The organism is Anabaena sp. WFMT (genome assembly GCF_051781005.1).
Taxonomy (GTDB): domain Bacteria; phylum Cyanobacteriota; class Cyanobacteriia; order Cyanobacteriales; family Nostocaceae; genus Anabaena.
The window spans coordinates 134,000-155,789 of sequence record NZ_JBPWOA010000002.1 but is presented as its reverse complement, the minus strand read 5'-3'; the positions used below and the strand labels follow the sequence as shown (position 1 = coordinate 155,789).

Below are 21,790 nucleotides of genomic sequence, written 5' to 3'. Positions count from 1 at the left end.
GCATAATCTATCAGCAAAGTGCTAGATTGAGGAAAAAAATTGCTCTTGATGCTAAAAAAATACCAACTCAGGGAAGACTATTAATTAATCTCAAGTCATTTTAGTTAATAGTTCTTAGGTACTGTCTCGAAAGGATATACAACCGTGGTATTATTTAATAGTCGTACTCGTTTATTGATGATTTCTATTTTGCTGGGGCTAATAAGTCTGCCCAGCACAGGAGAGCGAGTAGAAGCGCAAACAAAACCTGATATCAATCCAAATAATTCCACTACTACTTACCCAGCCGCACCTCCACCAAGGCGAGTAGATCCCTTACCCGATGACCGGGATGTGCAAGAAAGAGAAGCAGAAACTGATTACCGCATTAGTAATTTGTTAGGAGATTTTGCTGGTAATTTGTGGGTAGGTTCTTGGCGGGGTTTATCGCGGATTGACCCGAATACAGGTAAGGTTATTGCTCGTGTCAGTTTACCGAATATTACTATTGGTGCATTAGCCCAGGATAAAGTCGGTCGTTTGTGGGTGGGAAATTATGAGGGTTTGACACGAGTAGATCCTCGCACTAATGAAATTACAGCACAAAATTTATTACTACCTTCCAAACGGGTATTGTCGCTGTTAATAGATAAACGTGGTTATTTGTGGACAGGTACTGATAGCGGTTTAGCCTTGATTAGTCCTGACCAAGGCTTGATTATGACAACAATCAAAAATTTGCCTGGTGTTAGTGCCAATGCAATGACTTTAGATGCTGAAGGTCAGCTTTGGGTTGGGACTTTGGATGGACTGGTCAGGGTGAATACTGCCAATGCCTTGATTATGAAGAGGATAAATAATTTACCAGGGACGACTGTGCAATCTTTAGCTATCAGTCCTGAAGGGTTAATTTGGGCAGGAATGCCAAATCAATTGTTAGTGGTTAACCCAAAAAATGGGATTGTGTTAAGGTCTGTTACTCCTCTACGAGGACGGAATGTAACTTCAGTCCGTTTTGCTCAAGATGGTAGTGTTTGGGTTGGTACAACTAATGGTTTGTTACGATTAAATCCCAATACAGGCGCTTTATTAGACCGAGTTGCGGGGCTTCCTTCTAGTCGAGTGCTGACTGTTGCACCTGATCTTGGTAATAAGTTGTGGGTGGGAACCAGCGAGGGGTTGGCTTGGTTAATGCCTACAATGGATAAAGCACAAACTCATTTTGGGTTCGGTCGGGCTGTGAAGTAGGGTTTGGTAATGGGTAATTGCAAAAAACTATTGCCCATTCCAAAATCTAAAATTTAAAATCTAAAATCGCTTATGGCAGTTACTACCCAGCAATTAATTCAATGGAAACAGCAGGGGCGGGCAATTGTCGCTTTGACTGGCTGGGATTATGCGATCGCTCAACTGCTAGATGCAGCTGGTGTAGACTTAATCCTGGTAGGAGATTCTTTGGCAGCAATTCTTGGGTATGAGACAACGCTGCCAATTACTCTAGATGAAATGATCCATCATGCTAAAGCTGTGCGTCGTGCTGTGAAACGCGCTCTTGTTGTTGTCGATTTACCATTTTTAACTTATCAAGAAAGTATTTCTCAAGCTATGCAGTCTGCCGGCAGGGTGCTGAAGGAAACTGGCGCACAAGCGGTAAAATTAGAAGGTGGACATCCGGCAATGGTGGAAACTGTAGCCAGGTTGGTGCAAGCTGGAATTCCGGTGATGGGTCATGTCGGGTTGACACCACAATCTGTACATCAACTCGGTTTGCGACAACAGGGAAAAAGCCCAGAAGCGGGTGAGAAAATTTTAAATGAAGCGATCGCTCTCGAACAAGCTGGTGTATTTTCCATAGTATTGGAACATATCCCTGCTCATTTAGCATTACAAATTACTCAGAAATTACGTATTCCTACTATTGGCATCGGTGCAGGTTCGGACTGTGATGGTCAGGTATTGGTTACTTCTGACATTCTCGGACTTTCAGAAAAACAACCACCCTTTGCCAAAGTTTATACAAATTTACGAGAACATATTACTCAGGCTGTGCAAAAATATGCTGTGGAAGTGCGCGATCGCCAATTTCCGTAATTAGAATTAAATATATAAACCTGCATAGGCAGGTTTATGTTTATCTTATTGAATTTGATCAGGATCGATTCCTAAATCTTGCAATTTTGCAGCTAACTTTTGCGATCGCACTTCTGCCAACTGAGCGCGTTTTTCTGCCTCTTTAACCTGTTCTTGTGGTGTCAAATACCGCTTACCTTCGCTATCGTACCAATACAACCATTCCCGGTTCAAACCGCCATAATTTCCCTGTTCAGAACCAATTCCTAAACCAATTTCTGGTAGCCACACAGGGTTTCCTGTTTGTAACTCATATTTTCCATTAACCAACTTATGTACTTCCAAACGTGGTTTGCGACGACGACGAGAAGAATAAATCACATAATATCGCACACCTAAATCCGCATATTCGTCCAGTTTAATGCTATACTCCTTGCGATAATTTGGAGAAACCACTTCTAGGACTAAAATAGGGACAACATTTTCATCCCACAACACATAACTAGGGCGTAATTCCTCATCATAACAACGTTCTACTCCCAAGCTCAGAAACCCATCTGGCACTATTGGCAGTTCATCAGGGTGATAATAAATCCCCATATTTACCCCAAAAAACCAGTCCATGCGTTCTGCCCAAAGTATGAGCAGTATAGATTTCAGCAATCCTGGAATTAATTCTTGTAGTTCGTTATCCACAGGTGTTTCATCAGAATCGGGTAACTCTTCAGCCGAGGGTAAGTACCTTGGTAGGTGGAAATTTAACATCACTACTTCTCCCAACACTCACCACAATTAATTATAGAATTATTATTTTGTTCAGGCGATATGGCAGGAGTCAGGAGTCAGGAGTCAGGAGTCAGGAGTCAGGAGTCAGGAGTCAGGAGTTAGGAGTCAGGAGTTAGGAGTCAGGAGTTAGGAGGAAGAAGGAGGAAGAAGTAAAACTTATGATGTGATTGGAGTGTCATCAATACGCTTGATGTCCTAACTGCTTTGTCCGTTGCGATGCGATCGCACCAAAATCAGGTTTATGGGTTTGAAACAGGTAAATTAGATATAAGACTCCTATTTGATTTTTGATAACTTGCGTGGCGTAGCCATAAAAAACTCAGTACACATATTTGTGCCTTGTTTCCCTTGTTTGCTGTTAAGAGTTCCCTGCCTGCTATATATAGAAACGCATAATTCTTGCTGAATTGTTACAGATAAAGACTAAACTTAAAAGTCTTGTGCAGCAAAACCTGTAAATTTAAATGAAGTAATCATGTCTAAGGTTCTTGTCTCCGATCCGATTGACCAGGCTGGTATTGACATCCTTTCCCAAGTTGCTACGGTTGATGTCAAAACAGGTCTTAAACCAGCAGAACTGATAGAAATTATTGGTGAGTACGATGCGTTGATGATCCGTTCTGGAACTCGCGTCACTCAAGAAATTATTGAAGCTGGCACACAATTAAAAATTATTGGTCGTGCTGGTGTGGGAGTGGATAATGTTGATGTTCCTGCTGCTACCCGCAAAGGTATTGTAGTAGTCAATTCTCCAGAAGGAAATACCATTGCCGCAGCCGAACACGCACTAGCGATGATGTTATCTTTATCCCGTCATATCCCAGATGCCAATGCTTCCGTAAAAAGGGGTGAATGGGATCGTAAAACTTTTGTAGGTGCAGAAGTATACAAAAAAACTCTCGGCGTTGTCGGGCTAGGTAAAATTGGCTCTCATGTTGCGGCTGTAGCCAAAGCTATGGGGATGAAACTTTTAGCTTATGATCCCTTTATTTCTACAGAAAGGGCTGAACAGATGGGCTGTCAGTTGGTAGAGTTAGATTTACTGATGCAGCAAGCAGATTATATCACCTTGCATATCCCCAAAACCCCAGAAACTACCCACTTAATTAATGCCAAAACTTTGGCGAAGATGAAACCAACAGCGAGAATTATTAACTGCGCTCGTGGTGGCATCATTGATGAAGCAGCTTTAGCAGCGGCAATTAAAGAAGGTAAAATTGGTGGTGCAGCTTTAGATGTGTTCGAGTCAGAACCTCTGGGTGAATCTGATTTGCGATCGCTCGGCAAAGATATCGTCCTCACCCCCCACTTAGGAGCATCTACCACCGAAGCCCAAGTTAATGTCGCTATAGACGTAGCTGAACAAATCCGCGATGTTCTCTTAGGTCTACCTGCTCGTTCTGCTGTTAACATCCCCGGATTCGGCCCCGATGTCTTAGAAGAACTCAAGCCTTATATGCAGTTGGCAGAAACCCTTGGTAATTTGGTAGGACAACTAGTAGGTGGCAGAGTAGAAACACTCAATATCACACTCCAAGGGGAACTCGCAACTAACAAAAGTCAGCCGTTGGTAGTAGCAGCCCTCAAAGGACTACTTTATCAAGCCTTGCGGGAACGGGTTAATTATGTCAACGCCAGCATAGAAGCCAAAGAAAGAGGAATTCGCGTGATTGAAACACGGGATGCCTCAGCCAGAGATTATGCCGGTTCACTGCATCTAGAAGCTACAGGTACTTTAGGTACTCATTCAGTTACAGGTGCATTATTAGGTGATAAAGAAATTCACCTCACTGATGTTGATGGTTTCCCCATTAACGTTCCACCTAGCAAATATATGCTGTTCACTCTGCACCGTGATATGCCAGGAATTATCGGCAAACTCGGTTCTCTACTTGGTAGTTTTAATGTCAATATTGCCAGTATGCAGGTAGGTCGTAAAATCGTCCGTGGTGATGCAGTCATGGCACTGAGTATTGATGATCCTCTACCAGAAGGCATCTTAGATGAAATTACGAAAGTACCAGGAATTCGAGATGCGTATACAGTAACACTTTAATTTTGGATTTTGGATTTTGGATTTTGGATTAAAAACAGGTAACAAGTAATTGTTTTTTCCAATTACCCATCACCAATTACCCATTACCAATCTAAAATCTAAAATCTAAAATCTAAAATCTAAAATTCTATGGCAAACACCTGGTGGGAACTGAAAATTTTATGTGAACCAGACCTGGAAGATTCTATCTTTTGGCGACTGGAGGGTTTTGGCTGTCGTGGTACAGCTAGTGAAAGCAAAGGTAATTCCTCATTATTAAAGGCTTACTTACCCAGCTTTCAAGCACAGCTACTGGATTTATCTGCTCTATCACTATGGTTGCGGCAAGATGCTATGTGTATAGGGTTGCCATCTCCCATACTCCATTGGCAATTGATTGATGAGGAAGATTGGGCTAGTAGCTGGAAACAATATTGGCAACCTCAAGAAATAGGCGATCGCTTTTTGATTAACCCCGCATGGCTACCACTACCAGACTCATTAGAACGGTTGGTCATTCGTCTTGATCCAGGTGTTGCATTTGGTACGGGTAATCATGCTACAACCCAATTGTGTTTAGAATCGCTAGAAATGCGCCTCAGTCAAGTTCCTGAAGCTTTCGTTAGTAAAAATGATAAAAAACAACCCCTCATCATTGCGGACGTTGGCTGCGGTTCTGGCATTCTTTCCATTGGTGCAGTATTACTGGGAGCAGAAAAAGTTTATGCAGTAGATACTGATCCTTTGGCAGTACAATCCACTTTCAGCAATCGCGCCCTGAATGATATTAATTCAGAACGCTTAATCCCAACAGAGGGCAGTGTAGAAATTCTCACCAAAATAATTACTCAACCAGTTGATGGTATTGTCTGCAATATTTTAGCCGATGTAATTATTGAGTTAATTCCAGAAATGGGAGCTATTGTTAAACCCACAACCTGGGGTATCTTTAGCGGTATTTTACTAGAACAATCCAAAGCCGTTGCTGATGTCTTAGAACAAAATGGCTGGGTTGTGGCTACTCTCTGGAAAAGAAAAGAATGGTGTTGCTTAAATGCCCGTCGTTCCTAACAGAAGGGACTGGGGGCTAGGTATTGGTGATTGGGAAATTGATATTTTTCCCCTGCGTCCTGCCCCCTACTTCCAATTTTTAACTAAATGAGAGATTTAAGACGTTGAACTAACTGCGGTGCTTGTACTACACCCTCAATTCTCTCCACTGGCTGACCTTGCTTAAATAATACTAGAGTTGGTAAGGCCGCAATTTGATATTGGCTGGCTAACTCTGTATATTTCTCTGTGTCAATTTTGACAATTCTTAAACGATTGTTCAATTGGGCATTGACTTGTTCTAAAATTGGCACCATCATCTGGCAGGGGCCACACCAATCAGCATAAAAATCTACCAATACAGGGACATCTGAACCAGACAGCATTTCTTCAAAGCTGTTAAATTGCTTTTTAGTAGTCATATGACACACACCAATTTTCTATCGTTTGTTTCAATGGTAGTTCTTACATTATGGAAACGGTATATCTTCATATTTTTTTTGGAAAGCTAATAAATCTACAAAATTAGCTGAATTTATTTAACAGAAAAATATTTAAGATAATTCGTAATATTAAGTTTTGTGACAAAAATTGACCGTAAAATCGAAACGGAGAATTACTCCGATGAAATATTTTACTTTGGTGCTTTACTCCAACCATTTGCCACAGCTTCTGACTCTGTACAAAACCATTTCTCTCCCTTTGTAGGATCAATTACTGTTGATTGATAATCTTCTGCACCAGGAACATGATAAAACTTTCTCCCGGTGTTTATGGAAATATTTCCTTTGATTTTGCATCCTGGTTTTGTGAAAGATGTGATTAAAGATGGAGAACGACTACCGCTAAATTGCGTTTGCAAAATAAAAAAACCAAAAATAATAGGAATACCGATAAGATTTTTCATTAAACTCCGTTTTTTTGCCTTTTGCTGTTTTCTGACAGGTAGAGGTGCAACACCTTGAATTGAAGCGTTGGTAGCACGAACTTTTCCATCTGCTGCGATCGTAGTTGGTCGTAGTTGGTGATTTGGGCTTCGGCTAGTTGTCCGACAGGGAGGTCGGTTATTTGGAGGGTGAGGTTGAAGGTGGGGTCAACTAGGGTAGACCAGGAAGGGAGCAGGGTAGAGTTAAGGGTATTAAAGGATGTGGGTGTGGGTTTAGTGTTATGGACGAATTTGAAGAAATTCTCAGACTGAACGCCTTGCGAGAAGAAATTATTCAGCGTTATGAGGCTGGGGAAAGAAACTTTGCTGGTGCTGATTTGAGAAATATCTGGTTTAACTATCCCTGTTTGATAGATATCGACTTTAGTGCTGCCAATTTGGAAGGTGCTTCTTTCGGTGGTACCTACTTCGTTAATGCCAATTTTAGTGGTACTAATTTGGAAGGGAGCCATTTGTGTACTTGTTTTATTAATTCCGACTTGAGTTACGCCAATCTGCGAGGAGCCAAATTCATCGGTGCTGAATTGACTGGTGCTAACTTGACTGGGGCTGACTTGACTGGTGCTGACTTGACTGGTGCTACTTTGAGAAGTACCAAATTGATTGGTTGTAACTTGAGGGATGCTAATTTGACTAATATCAAAATTGATGAACGCACTATTTTTGTTTCCACCGTCATACCCGATGGCAGCAGAAGAACTGACTCTACCAAACAAATCATTGATGCTCAAAAATTGCGTCAGTGCTTCTATGGAGAGGGGCAGGATAGCTTTCAAGGTATTATCATGCATGATGTCGATTTGTCGGGAATCGACTTGCATGGCACCTGGATGTACCCTGTCAATATGTCCGGAGCTTATTTCAATAACGTTAATTTCAGGGATGCTAATTTGAGTCGCGTTGATTTTAATAGAAGTAGTTTCATCGGTTGTGATTTCAGGGGAGCTAACTTGGAAGGCGCTAACTTGGAAGGGGCTGAGTTGATTTGTACTGATTTTAGAGGGGCTAGCTTGGAAGCTGCTGGTACTTATTATGTTCGGTGTATAGGGGTTAACTTCCAAGGGGCTAACGCTAGCATTTACGGGCATATCTATATTAAAACTACTTTGCCCGATGGAAGATATATTTCTAGCATAATTGACTGTTATACTGAAAACGGATGATTGCTAGTGGAATCGCAATTCCTCGTAGTGCGATCGCTGATCTTGTAGGTTGGGTTGAGGCACGAAACCCAACATTAACAATATTTAAAATAAATAAATAAATAAACCTTAAGCGCGATGCCTGCGGCGTTCGCGGAGCGTCTCGAAGAGAGCGTAGTGCGATCGCACAACTAAAACTCTACAATCACTGGTGTATGGTCACTAGGCTGGGTTAACTTCCTTGGTGCAACGTCAATAATACAACTTTGAGCGCGATCGCACAAAACCGGTGTGAGATAATGATGGTCAATCCGCCAACCTAAATTACGCTTGAAAGCAGCAGTACGATAATCCCACCAGCTATAATTTCCTCCTTCTTTGTTAAATTTGCGAAAAGCATCCGCAAAACCCAGTGAAATAACACCTCGTAAAGCTTGGCGTTCTGGCTCAGATGCCATAATGTGATTTTCTATCTTCGCTTTATTGTGAATATCTATATCTTCCAAAGCAATATTAAAATCACCGCACATACAAATATCAGGTTGAGACAACAACACCACCTGCAAATATTTTCGCAATACCGTTAACCAGCGCAGCTTATATTCATATTTATCGCTTCCCACCGAGGAACCATTGGGAACATAAAGATTGACAATGCGAACTCCATCAATAACACCCGTAATGACTCGCTTTTGCTCGTCCCATTGTGGTTCTATCTCTGGCAAAATCGCACAGAACCCCATACTCACATCTTCCAGGGGTTTACGGCTAATGAGTGCAACGCCGTTATAACTCTTCTGTCCGAAAATATAAAGGTGATAGCCTAATGTTTCAAAAGGTAAACGCGGAAAATCAGCATCTACAACTTTTGTTTCTTGCAAACACAGGACATCAATAGGATTTTGATTTAACCAATCAATAACCTGTTCTAAACGTGTGCGAATCGAGTTGACATTCCAAGTGGCAATTTTCATGAGTTATTTATCAGTAATGATGGTAGATTAAGAATTATAAAATATGTAAATTTTTCGTGACTATTTACTCTCGATAATTTTTCTATTTTGTTGCTATTTACTCTAAAAAAAGCAGTAAGTAATTGATCCCTAGCCCTAATTTAGTATTGTCAGCTACAAAATATGCGAATTTGTAAATTCAGCTACAGAATATTCTAATTGTTTATGATCCCCAAGACAGATGAAAATACTAAATCCTCGGTTATAGTTTAAGAGTGCTGCTGGTAGTTAGCTATTGCTGATGAGATGACATGATGATTTTGTAGGGAATTGATCGTATATTTAGCTGAAATTTTGCTTTTGGGTGGGAAAAAGTTAATTTAAATTTCGGAAGAATATATACAAATGCTTTGTCCTCATAAAATAATGTCAGTTATTAAATCAGTATTGGTAAAATACAACCTTAAATCAATATTATGTTGATGCTGTTAATTGCGGTATGGAATAAACAAATTTTTCTTGTATATAACAACCGTAATATCCACAGAATTTAGCATTTTTAGATTACTATTCACCAGTAAAAAGAGCAAAATATGTAGTTTTTGTCGCCAAGCAGAATTTTTGGCATTTGAACGTACATATTGATTAGGTTTTAATCAAAAATTTTTTGCCTGTTTTCAACAACAATTTTTTTAGGAGGACATTGGTATGAATAAGAGAGCCAACATCTGCCCCTGCTGCGGTGGTTCTATCCTGCGTCATGTCCGTCATGGTGAACTGTATTGGTTTTGTCTGTCGTGCCGGCAAGAAGTTCCACTTTTAAGCATTAATCGTTTGTCTAATTTGGACAGTCGTAACACTGGAGTGCTGACTCAGAAAGCGGTTGATTTAACATCGTCTTGATTTGCATCTGGGATAAAAACACAATTAGCCCGAATTTATTAAGCGCAAGCGTCAGTCCATAAATGATGCTTGCGTCTTGTTTTAGTTACATTTCACCCTTCTTTTACAGTTGCAGCTAAAAACTTTGTAATTAAGATAGCTGATAACATCATCCGTATATGGTTATGATATAAAAGTAGATAAAACTTAAAGAATATTTATCAAATGCTGATTGACTCTTCTGGCTTGTCCAAGGTCAAAGACTCAGTAACCAAACAAATTCTCTTAGGTAACGAACCTAAGCCGGAGTTAATTGCAATACTTGCTGTTTACTTTGTCCAAGGCATATTAGGGTTAGCTCGTCTAGCCGTCAGTTTCTTCCTGAAAGATGAATTACATCTGAGTCCAGTTGAGGTGTCAGCACTGTTGGGAATAGTCGCCCTACCGTGGATGATTAAGCCCGTATTTGGCTTTATATCCGATGGTTTGCCTATCTTTGGCTATCGTCGTCGCCCGTATTTGGTGTTATCAGGAATATTGGGATCTGCGGCTTGGGTGAGTTTGTCCACATTAGTTCATACTAGCTTGGGAGCAACAATAGCGATCGCACTCAGTTCCCTCTCCGTTGCCTTCAGTGATGTCATAGTTGACTCCCTCGTTGTCGAACGTGCCAGAGTTGAATCTAAAGCACAAGTTGGCTCCCTCCAATCTATCTGCTGGGGTGCTACCGCCCTTGGAGGCTTGATTACAGCTTACTTTAGCGGGCTACTCTTAGAATACTTCACCACCCGCACAGTATTTTTAGTTACCGCATTATTCCCCCTCATTATCTCAGCAGCAGCTTGGTTAATTACTGAAACACCCATTCACAAAAATACCCCAGAAAACCATCAAACTAATTCCTTCAACGTCTCAACTCAACTCAAACAACTACGTCAAGCCTTCACTCAGAAAGCAATTTGGCTACCCACATTATTTATCTTTCTGTGGCAATCTACCCCTAGTGGGGACGCAGCCTTTTTCTTCTTCTTCACCAACGAACTACACTTTGAACCAGAATTCTTAGGAAGAGTTCATTTAGTCACCAGTTTAGCCTCATTAATTGGCATCTGGATCTTTCAACGCTTCCTTAAAAGCGTTCCTTTCCGTGTAATTTGTGGTTGGAGTATCGTCATCTCAACAGCACTAAGAATGACAATATTAGTGTTAGTAACTCACACAAATAGAGCATTAGGAATAGATGACCACTGGTTTAGTTTAGGCGATAGCTTAATTCTCGCCGTCATGGGACAAATTGCATTCATGCCCGTGATGGTATTAGCAGCTAGAATTTGTCCATTAGGAATAGAAGCCACATTATTTGCACTCCTCATGTCAATATTTAACTTAGGAGGAGCTATTTCTAAAGAATTTGGTGCATTAATCATGCACTGGTTAGGTATTACAGACACCAGCTTTGATGCCCTATGGCTATTAGTAATTATCACTAACTTGAGTGCTTTATTACCTCTGCTATTTATCAACTTATTACCAGAAGAACAAGAAACAGAAGTCACAACATTGATAACAACCTCAGTTAATAATTAATCGCACATAAAAGCAAAAGCAAAAGCAAATTTTTTACGTCTATATTTATAGTGGTATGCACTTGAATGAGGTACATTATAGCCCCCTCCTCGCTTGCGGGGAGGGGGTTGGGGGTGGGGTTCTTGTATCTCACTCAACGGAGAATCACCATATAGCACTAGGTAACAAATAACAACTTAACACATATCCAAAAATATGCAGATATTAGAAACTCAAGAAAACCAAAATTCAGCAAAATCCTATACTCTGGAAGATTGGCAAGGAGGATATGAATCTCTCTCCCAAGAATTTGATTATTGGATTGATGACATAGAAGGACAAATTCCCCCAGAATTGCAAGGAACACTATTTAGAAATGGACCCGGTTTATTAGATATAAACGGAAAACGCTTACATCATCCTTTTGATGGTGATGGCATGATTAGCCGCATCACCTTCACCAAAGGTCGCGCCCATTTTCGCAACCGCTTTGTGCAAACTAGTGGTTATTTAGCAGAAAAAAAAGCTAAAAAAATCCTTTATCGTGGTGTTTTTGGTACTCAAAAGCCAGGTGGTTGGCTGACAAATGCCTTTGATTTCAAAATCAAAAATATTGCTAATACAAACGTTATTTACTGGGGTGGTAAACTCTTGGCATTATGGGAAGCAGCAGAACCCCATCGCCTTGACCCCCATACACTCGAAACATTAGAACAAGAATATTTTAATGGTATTTTATCAGCAGGTGAAGCCTTTAGCGCCCATCCTCGTTTTGACCCCACTTGCCAACAAGATCATGACACACCTTGTCTAGTTAATTTTTCTATTAAGCCAGGATTATCCACAACAATTACCATTTTTGAGTTAAATCCAGCAGGAGAAATTATTAGAAAACAATCCCACAAAGTTCCTGGTTTTTGCTTCATTCACGATTTTGTTATTACCCCAAATTACTGCATCTTTTTTCAAAATCCTGTTGAATTTAACCCTTTACCTTTTGCATTGGGAATATGCAGTGCAGGACAATGTATTAAGTTAATTAAAAATAAACCAACTCAGATAATAATTATCCCCCGTATATCCAAAGAAGAAACACCAAATTTTAAAATTCTAGAAGCTCAGTCAGGTTTTATCTTTCACCACGTCAATGCTTTTGAAGTTGAGGATGAAATAGTGATTGATTCAATTTGCTATGAGTCTTTATCGGAAGTTGAACCAAATAGCGATTATCGAAAAACTAATTTTGATGCAAATGCACCTTCACAACTGTGGCGTTTTCATCTAAATTTAAAAGAAAATAAAGTCCAGCGTCAATTGATAGACAGTCGTGCTTGTGAATTTCCCTCTATCCACCCTAATAATATGGGTAGAAAATATCGTTATTTATACATTGGTGCCGCTCATAATGAAACTGGAAATGCCCCTTTACAAGCAATTCTCAAAGTTGATTTAGAGTCAGGAGACAGACAATTATGGAGTGCTGCACCTCGTGGTTTTGTGGGTGAGCCAATTTTTGTTCCTCGTCCCAATTCTCAACAAGAAGATGATGGTTGGATAATAGCTTTAGTTTATGATGCCGAATATCATCGTTCAGATGTAGTAATTTTAGATGCTCAAGATTTCCAAAAAGGTGCAGTAGCAAAACTACACCTGAAGCACCATATCCCCTATGGTTTACATGGGAGTTTTACCTCTGAGATATTCATGTAATGTAGGTTAGGTTGTAGCTTGCTTCCCGAAGGATACAACGTGAAACCCAACAAAATATCAAAAATGTTGAATATTAAACTTGAACAGAAATATTCAATTATTTCTAAATCCAGAACGAAAAATTACTTTCAAACCGTCACGGGGTTGGGGTGTGGGTATCATTGCTAAATCTAAATTTTGCCCCGCGACAAGTTCCCATTCATAACCACGTAATAACAAAGCTGCAAATATTTTCATTTCCAACCTAGCAAATTCCTTACCTATACATTCTCTCATCCCACCTCCAAAAGCCACATAACTAAAAGGCTTAGATTTATCCTCATATCTATCTGTAGCAAACCTTTCTGGGTCAAAATTTTGAGCATCTCTGTATATAGTTTCATCTTGATGTGTTTTCCCAATTTGATATAACACACTCCAACCTTGAGGAATGCGATATCCATTAAACTCACAACTTTGAATTACTTCACGAAAACCACCACCAACAGGGGGAATAACTCGCAAAACTTCCTTGAGTATTTGATCTAAGTAAGTCATTTGTTTAAGATTTTCAGATGTTAGCTCACTTGTACAAATTATTTGCTGCTGTTCCTTCCTTGCTGCTGCTAAAATTTCCGGCTTCTGTGCTAATAGTAAACAGAAAGAAGATATTGCAGATGTTAATGTTTCATGTCCAGCAAATAATAAGGTGAGAATTTGGTCTTTGAGTTCATCTATACTCAAACTATTACCATCTTCATCTTTTGCATTTAACAATAAACCTAAAGCATCTTGTTCAGAACTTGGTTGTTGTTGACGTTGCAATATAATCTCTTCAATTTTTGCCAATAACTGATCTCGGCATTTCAAAGCTTTACCAAACTTAGTCCAAGGTAAACGAATAGGAAGAGTAAATAAACCAAGACACCATTCTTCAAATAATTCAGCGAAATGACTATCATTAGTAGCATCTGTTCCTACTAATAATTTACAAGCTACATCAAAAGTATATTGTCTTAATTCAGGATACCAGGTTAATTGCCCCGCACCTTCCCATTTCTGTAAATAGGTATTAGTAATTTCTACCATTGCAGGTAAATAACTTGCCAAAGCTCTCGGTTGAAATGCTTGCGATAACAATTTACGTCTGGTTTGATGAATACTACCAGTTTGCATTGATAAAGACGCAGGGCCAAGTAAGACAGAAACGCTCTCAGGCCATTTAATCGTAAAATTCTGATTTTCGCTGCTAAATATAAAGCGATTGGCTTCTGCTCCTATCATCATGATTGTGGGAGAGCCAAATATATTAGTTTTAAAAACGTTACCGTATTTATTTTGTCGTTTTGTTGCAAAATCTGGGTCACTCAAAAAACTAATTGTTTCGCCAATTAAAGGTAAACCTAAGTTTCCTGGTGGTAAAGGTAGTTGATTATGAGGAGAAATATTTTGATTTTGTGATTTGTTCTCTTGGTTTATCATAATTAATTATTAATTAATAATTTATATGTATTATATGACGGTTTTAATATGAGGTACAGTGATCGTCATCAAGCCGCGCCATTTGCTAAATGCTTCAGTGCAGATGTAAAAGCCTCTGTGCCGACCATTTTTGATTGGCTCAGAGCAGTTTCAGCATTTTGAACTAACATCATATCTTCTAATTTTTGCAGCCTGTCAAGTAATTTTTGGTAGCTATCTGCGGAAATAATTACATGACTAGGACGTGATTGTTTAGTAAGCAAAACTGGTTCAACAGTAGCTTTATCAAAAACCTCACCATGTTTGTTGCGAGCATCTGTGAGAGCTTGGTGGTGCAGAAAACTCCTGAAACACCTATAAATAAAGGATTATCACCGAAACAATGGATTTGGGATTTTTCAAGAAATCGAACGAAGGCATTGGGTTTCAGCTTCTATTTTGACCCTTCAGGCTTTTCATTATGAAACCCAAAAAAGTTTTCTGCACCACTAAGCAATTTATCTGGAGTTTTAAGAATTCTCAAGCATTTAGGTTGTATTATTACGGAATCTTAGTTTTTAACTCCAGCAGCTTAACCCTCTTGTCCCACATTGAGACAATCCCATCGATCTCAGTTTCAGAATCAAGCCTTGATAATGGTTGTTTAAAAGTGACACAAAAGAATTAATTACCAACATTTTTAGTTGATTCTACAACTTGCAGCAAGTTCTACATTTAAGAAAGTTCCTGATTTGGGTGTAATTGAACGTAACTGCTGGATAAAAGCTTTAAATTTGGCATCAGTTACGCCGAACCCAACTTCAGCGCAAGCAGATAACCCACCTTCTTTCGGAATAGGACCACCTTCTTTTGGGCTATATACAATAAATTCATCAACAGTACCAGTCCCAACCGCAAACCCGATCACTTGGCGAACTGTTCGCAAAGCAGCATTATCTAATGCACCACCAATACTGCCAACACTGATATTAACTGCACGGCTTTCAGCTAATGCCGGCGCACTCATCGACAATATTGCTCCGACAATCATCAAACTGCTAAATTTCTTCATTTTATCTTCTCTAAAAAATTGAAAAACTAATACAGAGATTTCTTTGCTTACTAGTTAACACACGGGCATTATCTAAAGATAATGATTTATTAAAGCAGGGTTTAAAAAACAGCTTTTTAAAGAAAAATGTAACTGCAAAAGTATTATTCACACACAAAAAATATTTTCAAGTGCTTCAAGGATGCGCGAACCAATAGGTCTTCTTGCTTTACGTTACCTTTAGAATTTCTCTAGTAGCAATTCTCATTTTAAGGTTTCATGACATTGAAACCCTTACAGTCATAGGATTTTACAATTCTTGACGAATCTGGAGATAGCGAAGCGCTGCTGCAAGCAGTTCGCTGAAATGGCGCAAAATCGTTTCAAAATGAGAATTGCTGATTTTGGATCATATAAAGAAAAATAAAATTGTAACAAAAACTACAAAATTGCCATCTTTTTCAAAAAAAAGGGTAAGCTAATCCATATAAATCCGGCTCGCGAAGACACCGCGACGAGGGGAAAATCTTATGGTTTCAACATCGCTACCATCACTAGCAAGTCACTCTCCTGCTTACATTTGCCCTTATGACCAAGCTTGTAGCTACTTAGAATGGGCAGGTAAAGAATTAAAACTAGATCCAGGTCTATTAGAAATCCTCAGCCATCCTCGTAAGGTGGTGACAGTTTCCATTCCCGTGAAAATGGATAATGGTGATATCAGAGTTCTCCCCGGTCATCGGGTGCAGCATTCTGATATTTTAGGCCCCTATAAAGGGGGGATTCGTTATCATCCGGCTGTGACGCTGCGGGAAGTTTCAGCTTTAGCCATGCTCATGACTTGGAAATGTGCCTTGCTGGGTATTCCCTACGGTGGCGCTAAAGGCGGAATTCCCATAGATCCCAAACAGTACAGTGTTGGAGAATTAGAACGAATTAGCCGTCGTTATATCAGTGAATTAATTAAGGATATTGGCCCCTCTGTAGACATTCCTGCACCTGATATGGGTACTTCTGCCCGTGAAATGGCGTGGATGATGGATACTTATTCTGTTAACGTTGGTCATTCTGTACCGGGTGTGGTGACTGGTAAACCTATTTCCATTGGTGGCTCACTAGGTCGGGAAATGGCTACTGGCAGGGGTGTAATGATTATTGTCCGTGAAGCGCTGGCAGATCAAGGTAAATCTCTTGCGGGTGTGCGAGTTGCTATTCAAGGTTTCGGTAATGTTGGCGGTGCTGCTGCTGAATTATTACACCAAGAAGGAGCAAAAATTATTGCTGTTTCTAGTGGTGCTGGGGGTGTATTTTCGGAAACTGGTCTTGATATTCCGGCTTTAAAAGCCTACGCTGCTGAAAACCGTAGGAGTGTGGTAGGTTTCCCCCACGCTACACCAATTAGTAATGCAGATTTACTAACTTTACCTTGTGATGTCTTGATTCCCGCAGCTTTGGAAAACCAAATCACTGAGGAAAATGTTCATCAGATACAAGCTCAGTTTATCGCTGAAGCTGCTAATGGCCCAGTAACCCTGGAAGCTAACCGAGTTCTAGAAGCGCAGGGTGTGACGGTTTTACCGGATATTCTGGCCAATGCTGGTGGTGTGGTAGTCAGTTATTTGGAATGGGTGCAAGGACTTTCTTACCTATTCTGGGATGAGGAACGTGTTAACCGAGAAATGGAATATCTGATGGTAAATGCTTATCGTCGTGTGGTTAAACAGTCACAATCCCAAGGGGTAAATTTACGGTTAGCAGCTTACACTTTGGGCGTTGGTAGGGTGGCTCAAGCTTTGACTGATAGGGGTTTATATCCTTAGATTTTATCAAGGACTTACGCAACTAGAATATTAATAGGGCGCGTCAGATTTTTAAAATCTGTTGATACTAACTAATTTATAAGTCTGACGCAGCTTACAAGAGACATTGAGTGTGACACGCTCATAGCACACAATTTTTTAACCGAAGAGGTAAAAATATTTACTTTTATTTTTACCTCTTTATTTTCTGAGGACACGTTACCTCAAAGGTTATTTATCAGTAAGTAGTAAACTGTCTGACATTACTAACTTCAGTTATCTCTCTATAGTTTCTGACCTCTTCAAATACCAAGCTTTCTTCGCGTCTGCTGGTTGAATCATAGCGGATTTGAGTGACAAATTTTAGGTCTGATCTCGACAAGTCAAGATTACCTAGTCGCAGTTTATTGAATTCTATTACTTCTGGTTGTAAAGAAAACCTTCCGGATTTTTTTTCAATCAGTCTTGAGCCTGTACTGCTGTAAAATTGCACCCAACGATTGTTTTGTAGAGCATATACAGTGTAGACTACATTTGCATATCTAGTAATTGGTTTTTCTAGAATATTTAGCTGCAAAACTAAGCCTCTTTGGTTGGAATTAACTAGTCTTCCAAATTGTAGTAAGCCGCTCCAGTCTTTGTTCCGAAAAGCTTTTGATGAGTTACGATTTTGTTCTCTGCCATATCCTTGTTGGCGGCGATAATCATCATCGTCATCACGTCTGCGATTATTATTCTGACGATCATAGATTGTTTGATTGTTAGTATTAGTTGATGTGCTGATATTGGTAAACTGCCTGATACTACTAATTTCAGTAACATCTCTGTAGTTTCTGATATCTTCAAATACTAAACTTTCTTCGCGTCTGCTGGCGGAATCATAGCGAATTTGAGTGACAAATCTCAGTTCTGATCTCGACAAGTCAAGATTGCCTAGCCGCAGTTTATTGAATTCTATTACTTCTGGTTGTAAAGAGTATCTTCCTGCTCTTTGCTCAATCAATCTTGCGCCTTTACTGCTGTAAAATTGCACCCAACGATTGTTCTGACGAGCGTAGACAGTGTAGACTACATTTGCATATCTAGTAATTGGTTTTTCTAGAATATCTAGCTGCAAAACCAAGGCTCTTTGGTTAGAATTAACTAGCTTTCCTGATTTCAGTAAGCAACTCCAGTCTTTGTTCCGAAAAGCTTTTGATGACTGATAACGTTGTTCGTCTCTTCGATAGTTATTCTTACGATCATCATCGTCATCGTCATCGTCATCACGTCCACGACGGTTATTCCTACGATCATCATCGTCGTCATCGTCATCTCCAGCAATCAAAAAAGTTGACTTTTTCATTCCGCTCAACTGATTTGAGAATGAATTAGTTCCTTGTTCTGTTAGTTCAAGATGTTGACTTTGTAAATTCTGTTCTACTTGGGTTGTTAAGGAGAAAACTGGGGAGGGGAGAGCAACGGTAGCTAAGACAGAGATACTAGTAACTGTCAAAGCACCTTGACGAAAAAACTTGAATGGAGACTGAGGTAACATGGAAATCCTTCTGTGACTTGACTTTTCAAATGGTCTACTGAGTCTTTATTAGAACGACAGGAGGTAAAAGATATAAGTTCCCAAGATTGTGTAATTTTGTACAATTGCTATCAGTCGCAAATTGTTCTATGCTCGCCATCCGAGTTGAATTGTGAGAAGATATGGCGATTCTCGGTTGAATGCGATACGATTAAGGGCGGGAAAACCCACCTCTACAGGCTTTGCGATTGAAAACTATACCTCACTGATCTGAAAGCCTTTATAGTGACGTTTAACGCCGATTGAAAAACTAAGTTTTATAACCCGTTATAGCGGTTCTCGGTTGAGTGAGATACAAGAACCCCACCCCCAACCCCCTCCTCCTTCGGATGATGCCTCCGGCACGCCTAACGGCGAACACCAGTCGTCTACGGTGGGAAACCCGCCTACAGCGCTGGTTCACCGCAAGCGATGAGGGGACTATAATGTATCTCATTCACGTGCATACCGCTATAAAATAAGCAAAACTCCGCCGTAACTGTTGTGAGTTTGCTACGACGGAGAAAGAAGAAATTGGAACATCAAGATGAAATGCTTAAGCTACAAGGGTAGAGAAAAGTAAAAATGAAGACCTAATTTACCTTTTACCTTTGCTTTCTCCCTCGATGTTTCCTACTGTGCTAGATGTACTAAATATATCGGTTTTTAGTTGGAGGGAAAGTATTAAAATTAGCAATTTTGATGTATCAAAATGCACAAATATGTAAAATAAATCATCCATTGGTGTGATTTTGTGCCTATTTACAAGGCTTTTACAAGATTATATATAAAATATTAAATTTATTTAAATACCATTGAATGACTAAATTATGCAAGTGGATTTATTATTTTTACAAGACTTATGGGTGGGTATCGGTTGTCAAAAAGGAATTTCCTACCAATTAATTAATGCTGCAATTAAGAAAGTTTTTCGAGAGAATCAAATTGCTTATACTGGCGTAGTAGGTATTGCTACTATTGAATTTAAAGCCTCAGAAGTAGGTTTAAGAGAATTTTGTCAAGTACATAATTTCCCTTTAAAAACTTTTACCGCAGAAGTTTTATCTAGTGTCTGTGTTCCTAACCCTGGCAAAATCATTAAAGCGGCAGTAGGAACACCAAGTGTTGCGGAAGCATCTGCTATTCTGGCTGCTACAGAAATTATTTCTGTAGATGTGAGGTTATTAGTCCCCAAGCAAATTTTTCGCTTACCAGGAGAATCAGGTAGTATCACTGTAGCTGTTGCCCAAGGTATCAGGGGTTTTGTTTAGAATTTATACCAATTTGAATAAAGTTGCGCCAAATAAATAACGTAGAGACGTTCCATCGGTAGGGATTCTCGTCTCTACATCGGCAATTCAATCAACTACTCTCAGCAAATAGTTAATGAGACTAGAAACAATGGAAAGTACGATAGAACCGAGAAAAGCAGGTACAAAACCCTGAATCTCGAAACCGGAACCTGGAGTGATAGCGCTTGCCAGCCAAAGAGTTAAAGCGTTGATGACAAATGTAAATAAGCCAAATGTAATTAAGGTAATGGGAAATGCTAACAAACCCAAAATTGGACGGATAATGGCATTCACTAAACCGATGACAATAGCGGCCAACAGGGCTGCTACGAAAGTTTTGATAATGAATCCAGGCACGATTCTAGCGGTAACTAATAATGCTACCGCAGTACCAAGCCAAGTAAATAGAAAGTTTTTCATATCAATGTAAGTAGCCGTGCAGAATAAATTATCTAGTTAGGGGAGGTAACGGGGAAAGAATGGAGCGATTTCATTTGTGTTTATACTGCAACCGGGTGAAACCTGAACTTATGTCATACTGTATCCCTGACGGGAGCGTTAGCCATACGTAACGTAGTGCAGGGAAGTATCTCGGAGATTCTTCACTTCGTTCAGAATGACATTTTTAAACCGTTTTTAGTATAAATGACATTTTCGATTCGGTCTAAGGTTGTTGGGGCAATCGTCGCACGAAAGCTTCCCAAGTAGCGCCACCAGCTATCCCATCTGGTTGTAAACCATAGCGGGTTTGAGCGGCTTTGACTGCTGCTTCAGTTGTGACACCAAAGTCTCCATCTATACGACCTTTCAAAAATCCCAGGTTTTGGAGTAGTTTTTGCAACTTTACTACTTCTGAACCACTGTTACCTAAACGCAAAATCGGCCATCCTTCTGCGGTGTATTGAATGCTAGGATTTTGCTGTTTGCTGGGAGTGGGCTGAAAGGGTGTGTTGGGCTTGTTGCGGATGATTGTGCTTTGTTTTGGGGGAGTTAGTTTCAGTACAGGGGTGTTATTAATTTTGGGGATTCTATTGGGTTGGGTAGGAACTGTAAAACTGTTGACTGAGGTGGGTTGGGTAGGGGCTAATGGGATATTGGCAGCAACGGTTGATACATTAGGAAAAAGTTTTTGCCAGGTGATAGCATCGACAATTCCATCTGGATTTAAGCCAGCTGCTTGCTTAAACTGGGAAACAGAGCTGGCTGTCCCTGCTTGATAAATGCCATCTACTGCACCTGTGTAAAAGCCTAAAAGTTTGAGTGCTGCTTGGAGTTCAGAAACACGTTCACCTTGGCTACCAAGTTTTAGGGTGGGACGGTTAATAGTGTTTGTGCTTAATTGGGCAATTTTTGCTGGTACTGCGATCGCTCTCATAGCAGAGGAGCCAATCAGTAAAGGTATTGCGGTACACAAAAACAAGTAATACAAATGATTTGGTTTCAAGTAGTTAGAGATACTTGCTGTGAGACTGCCGTTCATAAAATTTACGTGCAATATTCTGTTGTTCATCTTACAGCTATGCGATCGCTCTCG

The 21,790-nt window shown here is 39.9% G+C and carries 20 protein-coding genes; 10 read left to right on the top strand and 10 right to left on the bottom strand.

Translation table 11 applies throughout. The features are described 5' to 3' along the window. The first annotated feature begins 144 nt into the window (after positions 1 to 144). Together ACSQ6I_RS00970 and panB are read left to right on the top strand one after the other, a co-directional pair. Entirely contained in the window at positions 145 to 1,227 is a 1,083-nt protein-coding gene (locus tag ACSQ6I_RS00970) for a ligand-binding sensor domain-containing protein (RefSeq protein ID WP_438888371.1), read from the top strand. A gap of 72 nt (positions 1,228 to 1,299) precedes the next feature. Continuing rightward, positions 1,300 to 2,070, top strand: a complete 771-nt coding sequence (gene panB, locus ACSQ6I_RS00965; RefSeq protein WP_438888370.1) for a 3-methyl-2-oxobutanoate hydroxymethyltransferase — start codon at positions 1,300 to 1,302, stop codon at positions 2,068 to 2,070. Positions 2,071 to 2,115: 45 nt separating this feature from the next. On the opposite strand, the gene ACSQ6I_RS00960 is transcribed toward panB, so the two are convergent. Next, positions 2,116 to 2,814: a Uma2 family endonuclease gene (locus tag ACSQ6I_RS00960; RefSeq protein ID WP_438888369.1), complete on the bottom strand. Its 699-nt coding sequence runs from the start codon at positions 2,812 to 2,814 to the stop codon at positions 2,116 to 2,118. Between the two features lie 496 nt (positions 2,815 to 3,310). Here ACSQ6I_RS00960 and serA point away from each other — a divergent pair, with 496 nt between their 5' ends. Further along, positions 3,311 to 4,891: a phosphoglycerate dehydrogenase gene (gene serA, locus ACSQ6I_RS00955; RefSeq protein ID WP_438888368.1), complete on the top strand. Its 1,581-nt coding sequence runs from the start codon at positions 3,311 to 3,313 to the stop codon at positions 4,889 to 4,891. A 129-nt stretch (positions 4,892 to 5,020) separates the two neighbouring features. Next, positions 5,021 to 5,941, top strand: coding sequence for a 50S ribosomal protein L11 methyltransferase (gene prmA, locus ACSQ6I_RS00950; RefSeq protein WP_438888367.1), 921 nt, complete (start codon positions 5,021 to 5,023; stop codon positions 5,939 to 5,941). A gap of 83 nt (positions 5,942 to 6,024) precedes the next feature. Here prmA and trxA read toward each other — a convergent pair whose 3' ends face one another. Continuing rightward, a complete protein-coding gene (trxA, locus tag ACSQ6I_RS00945; protein WP_438888366.1) occupies positions 6,025 to 6,342 on the bottom strand; it encodes a thioredoxin in 318 nt (105 codons plus the stop codon). Between the two features lie 212 nt (positions 6,343 to 6,554). Then, positions 6,555 to 6,827, bottom strand: a complete 273-nt coding sequence (locus ACSQ6I_RS00940) for a sunset domain-containing protein (protein ID WP_438888365.1) — start codon at positions 6,825 to 6,827, stop codon at positions 6,555 to 6,557. Positions 6,828 to 7,087: 260 nt separating this feature from the next. On the opposite strand from ACSQ6I_RS00940, the gene ACSQ6I_RS00935 reads away from it, so the two are divergent. Beyond that, positions 7,088 to 8,029 (top strand): pentapeptide repeat-containing protein, encoded by a 942-nt coding sequence (locus tag ACSQ6I_RS00935; RefSeq protein WP_438888364.1) that lies wholly within the window; start codon positions 7,088 to 7,090, stop codon positions 8,027 to 8,029. Positions 8,030 to 8,199: 170 nt separating this feature from the next. Here ACSQ6I_RS00935 and xth read toward each other — a convergent pair whose 3' ends face one another. Beyond that, complete coding sequence (gene xth / locus ACSQ6I_RS00930; RefSeq protein ID WP_438888363.1) at positions 8,200 to 8,982, bottom strand: exodeoxyribonuclease III; 783 nt, start codon at positions 8,980 to 8,982, stop codon at positions 8,200 to 8,202. A gap of 687 nt (positions 8,983 to 9,669) precedes the next feature. Here xth and ACSQ6I_RS00925 point away from each other — a divergent pair. The 3 genes from ACSQ6I_RS00925 (at position 9,670) to ACSQ6I_RS00915 (ending at position 13,119) form a co-directional block, all read left to right on the top strand. Beyond that, the gene (locus ACSQ6I_RS00925; RefSeq protein WP_438888361.1) at positions 9,670 to 9,864 is read left to right on the top strand and encodes a hypothetical protein; all 195 of its coding nucleotides are present in this window, start codon (positions 9,670 to 9,672) and stop codon (positions 9,862 to 9,864) included. A gap of 204 nt (positions 9,865 to 10,068) precedes the next feature. Beyond that, positions 10,069 to 11,430, top strand: coding sequence for a folate/biopterin family MFS transporter (locus ACSQ6I_RS00920; protein WP_438888359.1), 1,362 nt, complete (start codon positions 10,069 to 10,071; stop codon positions 11,428 to 11,430). A 195-nt stretch (positions 11,431 to 11,625) separates the two neighbouring features. After that, complete coding sequence (locus ACSQ6I_RS00915) at positions 11,626 to 13,119, top strand: carotenoid oxygenase family protein (RefSeq protein ID WP_438888358.1); 1,494 nt, start codon at positions 11,626 to 11,628, stop codon at positions 13,117 to 13,119. A gap of 93 nt (positions 13,120 to 13,212) precedes the next feature. Here ACSQ6I_RS00915 and ACSQ6I_RS00910 read toward each other — a convergent pair whose 3' ends face one another. The 3 genes from ACSQ6I_RS00910 to ACSQ6I_RS00900 all read right to left on the bottom strand — a co-directional run bounded on the left by ACSQ6I_RS00910 (position 13,213) and on the right by ACSQ6I_RS00900 (position 15,631). Further along, the gene (locus tag ACSQ6I_RS00910) at positions 13,213 to 14,580 is read right to left on the bottom strand and encodes a cytochrome P450 (RefSeq protein WP_438888357.1); all 1,368 of its coding nucleotides are present in this window, start codon (positions 14,578 to 14,580) and stop codon (positions 13,213 to 13,215) included. A gap of 68 nt (positions 14,581 to 14,648) precedes the next feature. Continuing rightward, positions 14,649 to 14,918 carry a type II toxin-antitoxin system Phd/YefM family antitoxin gene (locus tag ACSQ6I_RS00905; protein ID WP_438888984.1) on the bottom strand — a complete coding sequence of 90 codons (270 nt, stop codon included), beginning with the start codon at positions 14,916 to 14,918 and terminating at the stop codon, positions 14,649 to 14,651. Positions 14,919 to 15,259: 341 nt separating this feature from the next. Next, entirely contained in the window at positions 15,260 to 15,631 is a 372-nt protein-coding gene (locus ACSQ6I_RS00900) for a hypothetical protein (protein ID WP_438888355.1), read from the bottom strand. A 509-nt stretch (positions 15,632 to 16,140) separates the two neighbouring features. Between ACSQ6I_RS00900 and ACSQ6I_RS00895 the strand changes: the two genes are divergently transcribed. Continuing rightward, the gene (locus ACSQ6I_RS00895) at positions 16,141 to 17,430 is read left to right on the top strand and encodes a Glu/Leu/Phe/Val family dehydrogenase (protein WP_438888353.1); all 1,290 of its coding nucleotides are present in this window, start codon (positions 16,141 to 16,143) and stop codon (positions 17,428 to 17,430) included. 217 nt (positions 17,431 to 17,647) lie between these two features. Here ACSQ6I_RS00895 and ACSQ6I_RS00890 read toward each other — a convergent pair whose 3' ends face one another. After that, entirely contained in the window at positions 17,648 to 18,946 is a 1,299-nt protein-coding gene (locus ACSQ6I_RS00890; RefSeq protein ID WP_438888352.1) for a hypothetical protein, read from the bottom strand. 848 nt (positions 18,947 to 19,794) lie between these two features. On the opposite strand from ACSQ6I_RS00890, the gene ACSQ6I_RS00885 reads away from it, so the two are divergent. Further along, entirely contained in the window at positions 19,795 to 20,235 is a 441-nt protein-coding gene (locus ACSQ6I_RS00885; RefSeq protein ID WP_438888351.1) for a cobalamin biosynthesis protein, read from the top strand. Positions 20,236 to 20,322: 87 nt separating this feature from the next. Here ACSQ6I_RS00885 and ACSQ6I_RS00880 read toward each other — a convergent pair whose 3' ends face one another. Beyond that, the gene (locus ACSQ6I_RS00880) at positions 20,323 to 20,676 is read right to left on the bottom strand and encodes a phage holin family protein (RefSeq protein ID WP_438888350.1); all 354 of its coding nucleotides are present in this window, start codon (positions 20,674 to 20,676) and stop codon (positions 20,323 to 20,325) included. Between the two features lie 244 nt (positions 20,677 to 20,920). Continuing rightward, the gene (locus ACSQ6I_RS00875; RefSeq protein WP_438888348.1) at positions 20,921 to 21,736 is read right to left on the bottom strand and encodes a peptidoglycan-binding domain-containing protein; all 816 of its coding nucleotides are present in this window, start codon (positions 21,734 to 21,736) and stop codon (positions 20,921 to 20,923) included. Positions 21,737 to 21,790 lie beyond the last annotated feature (54 nt).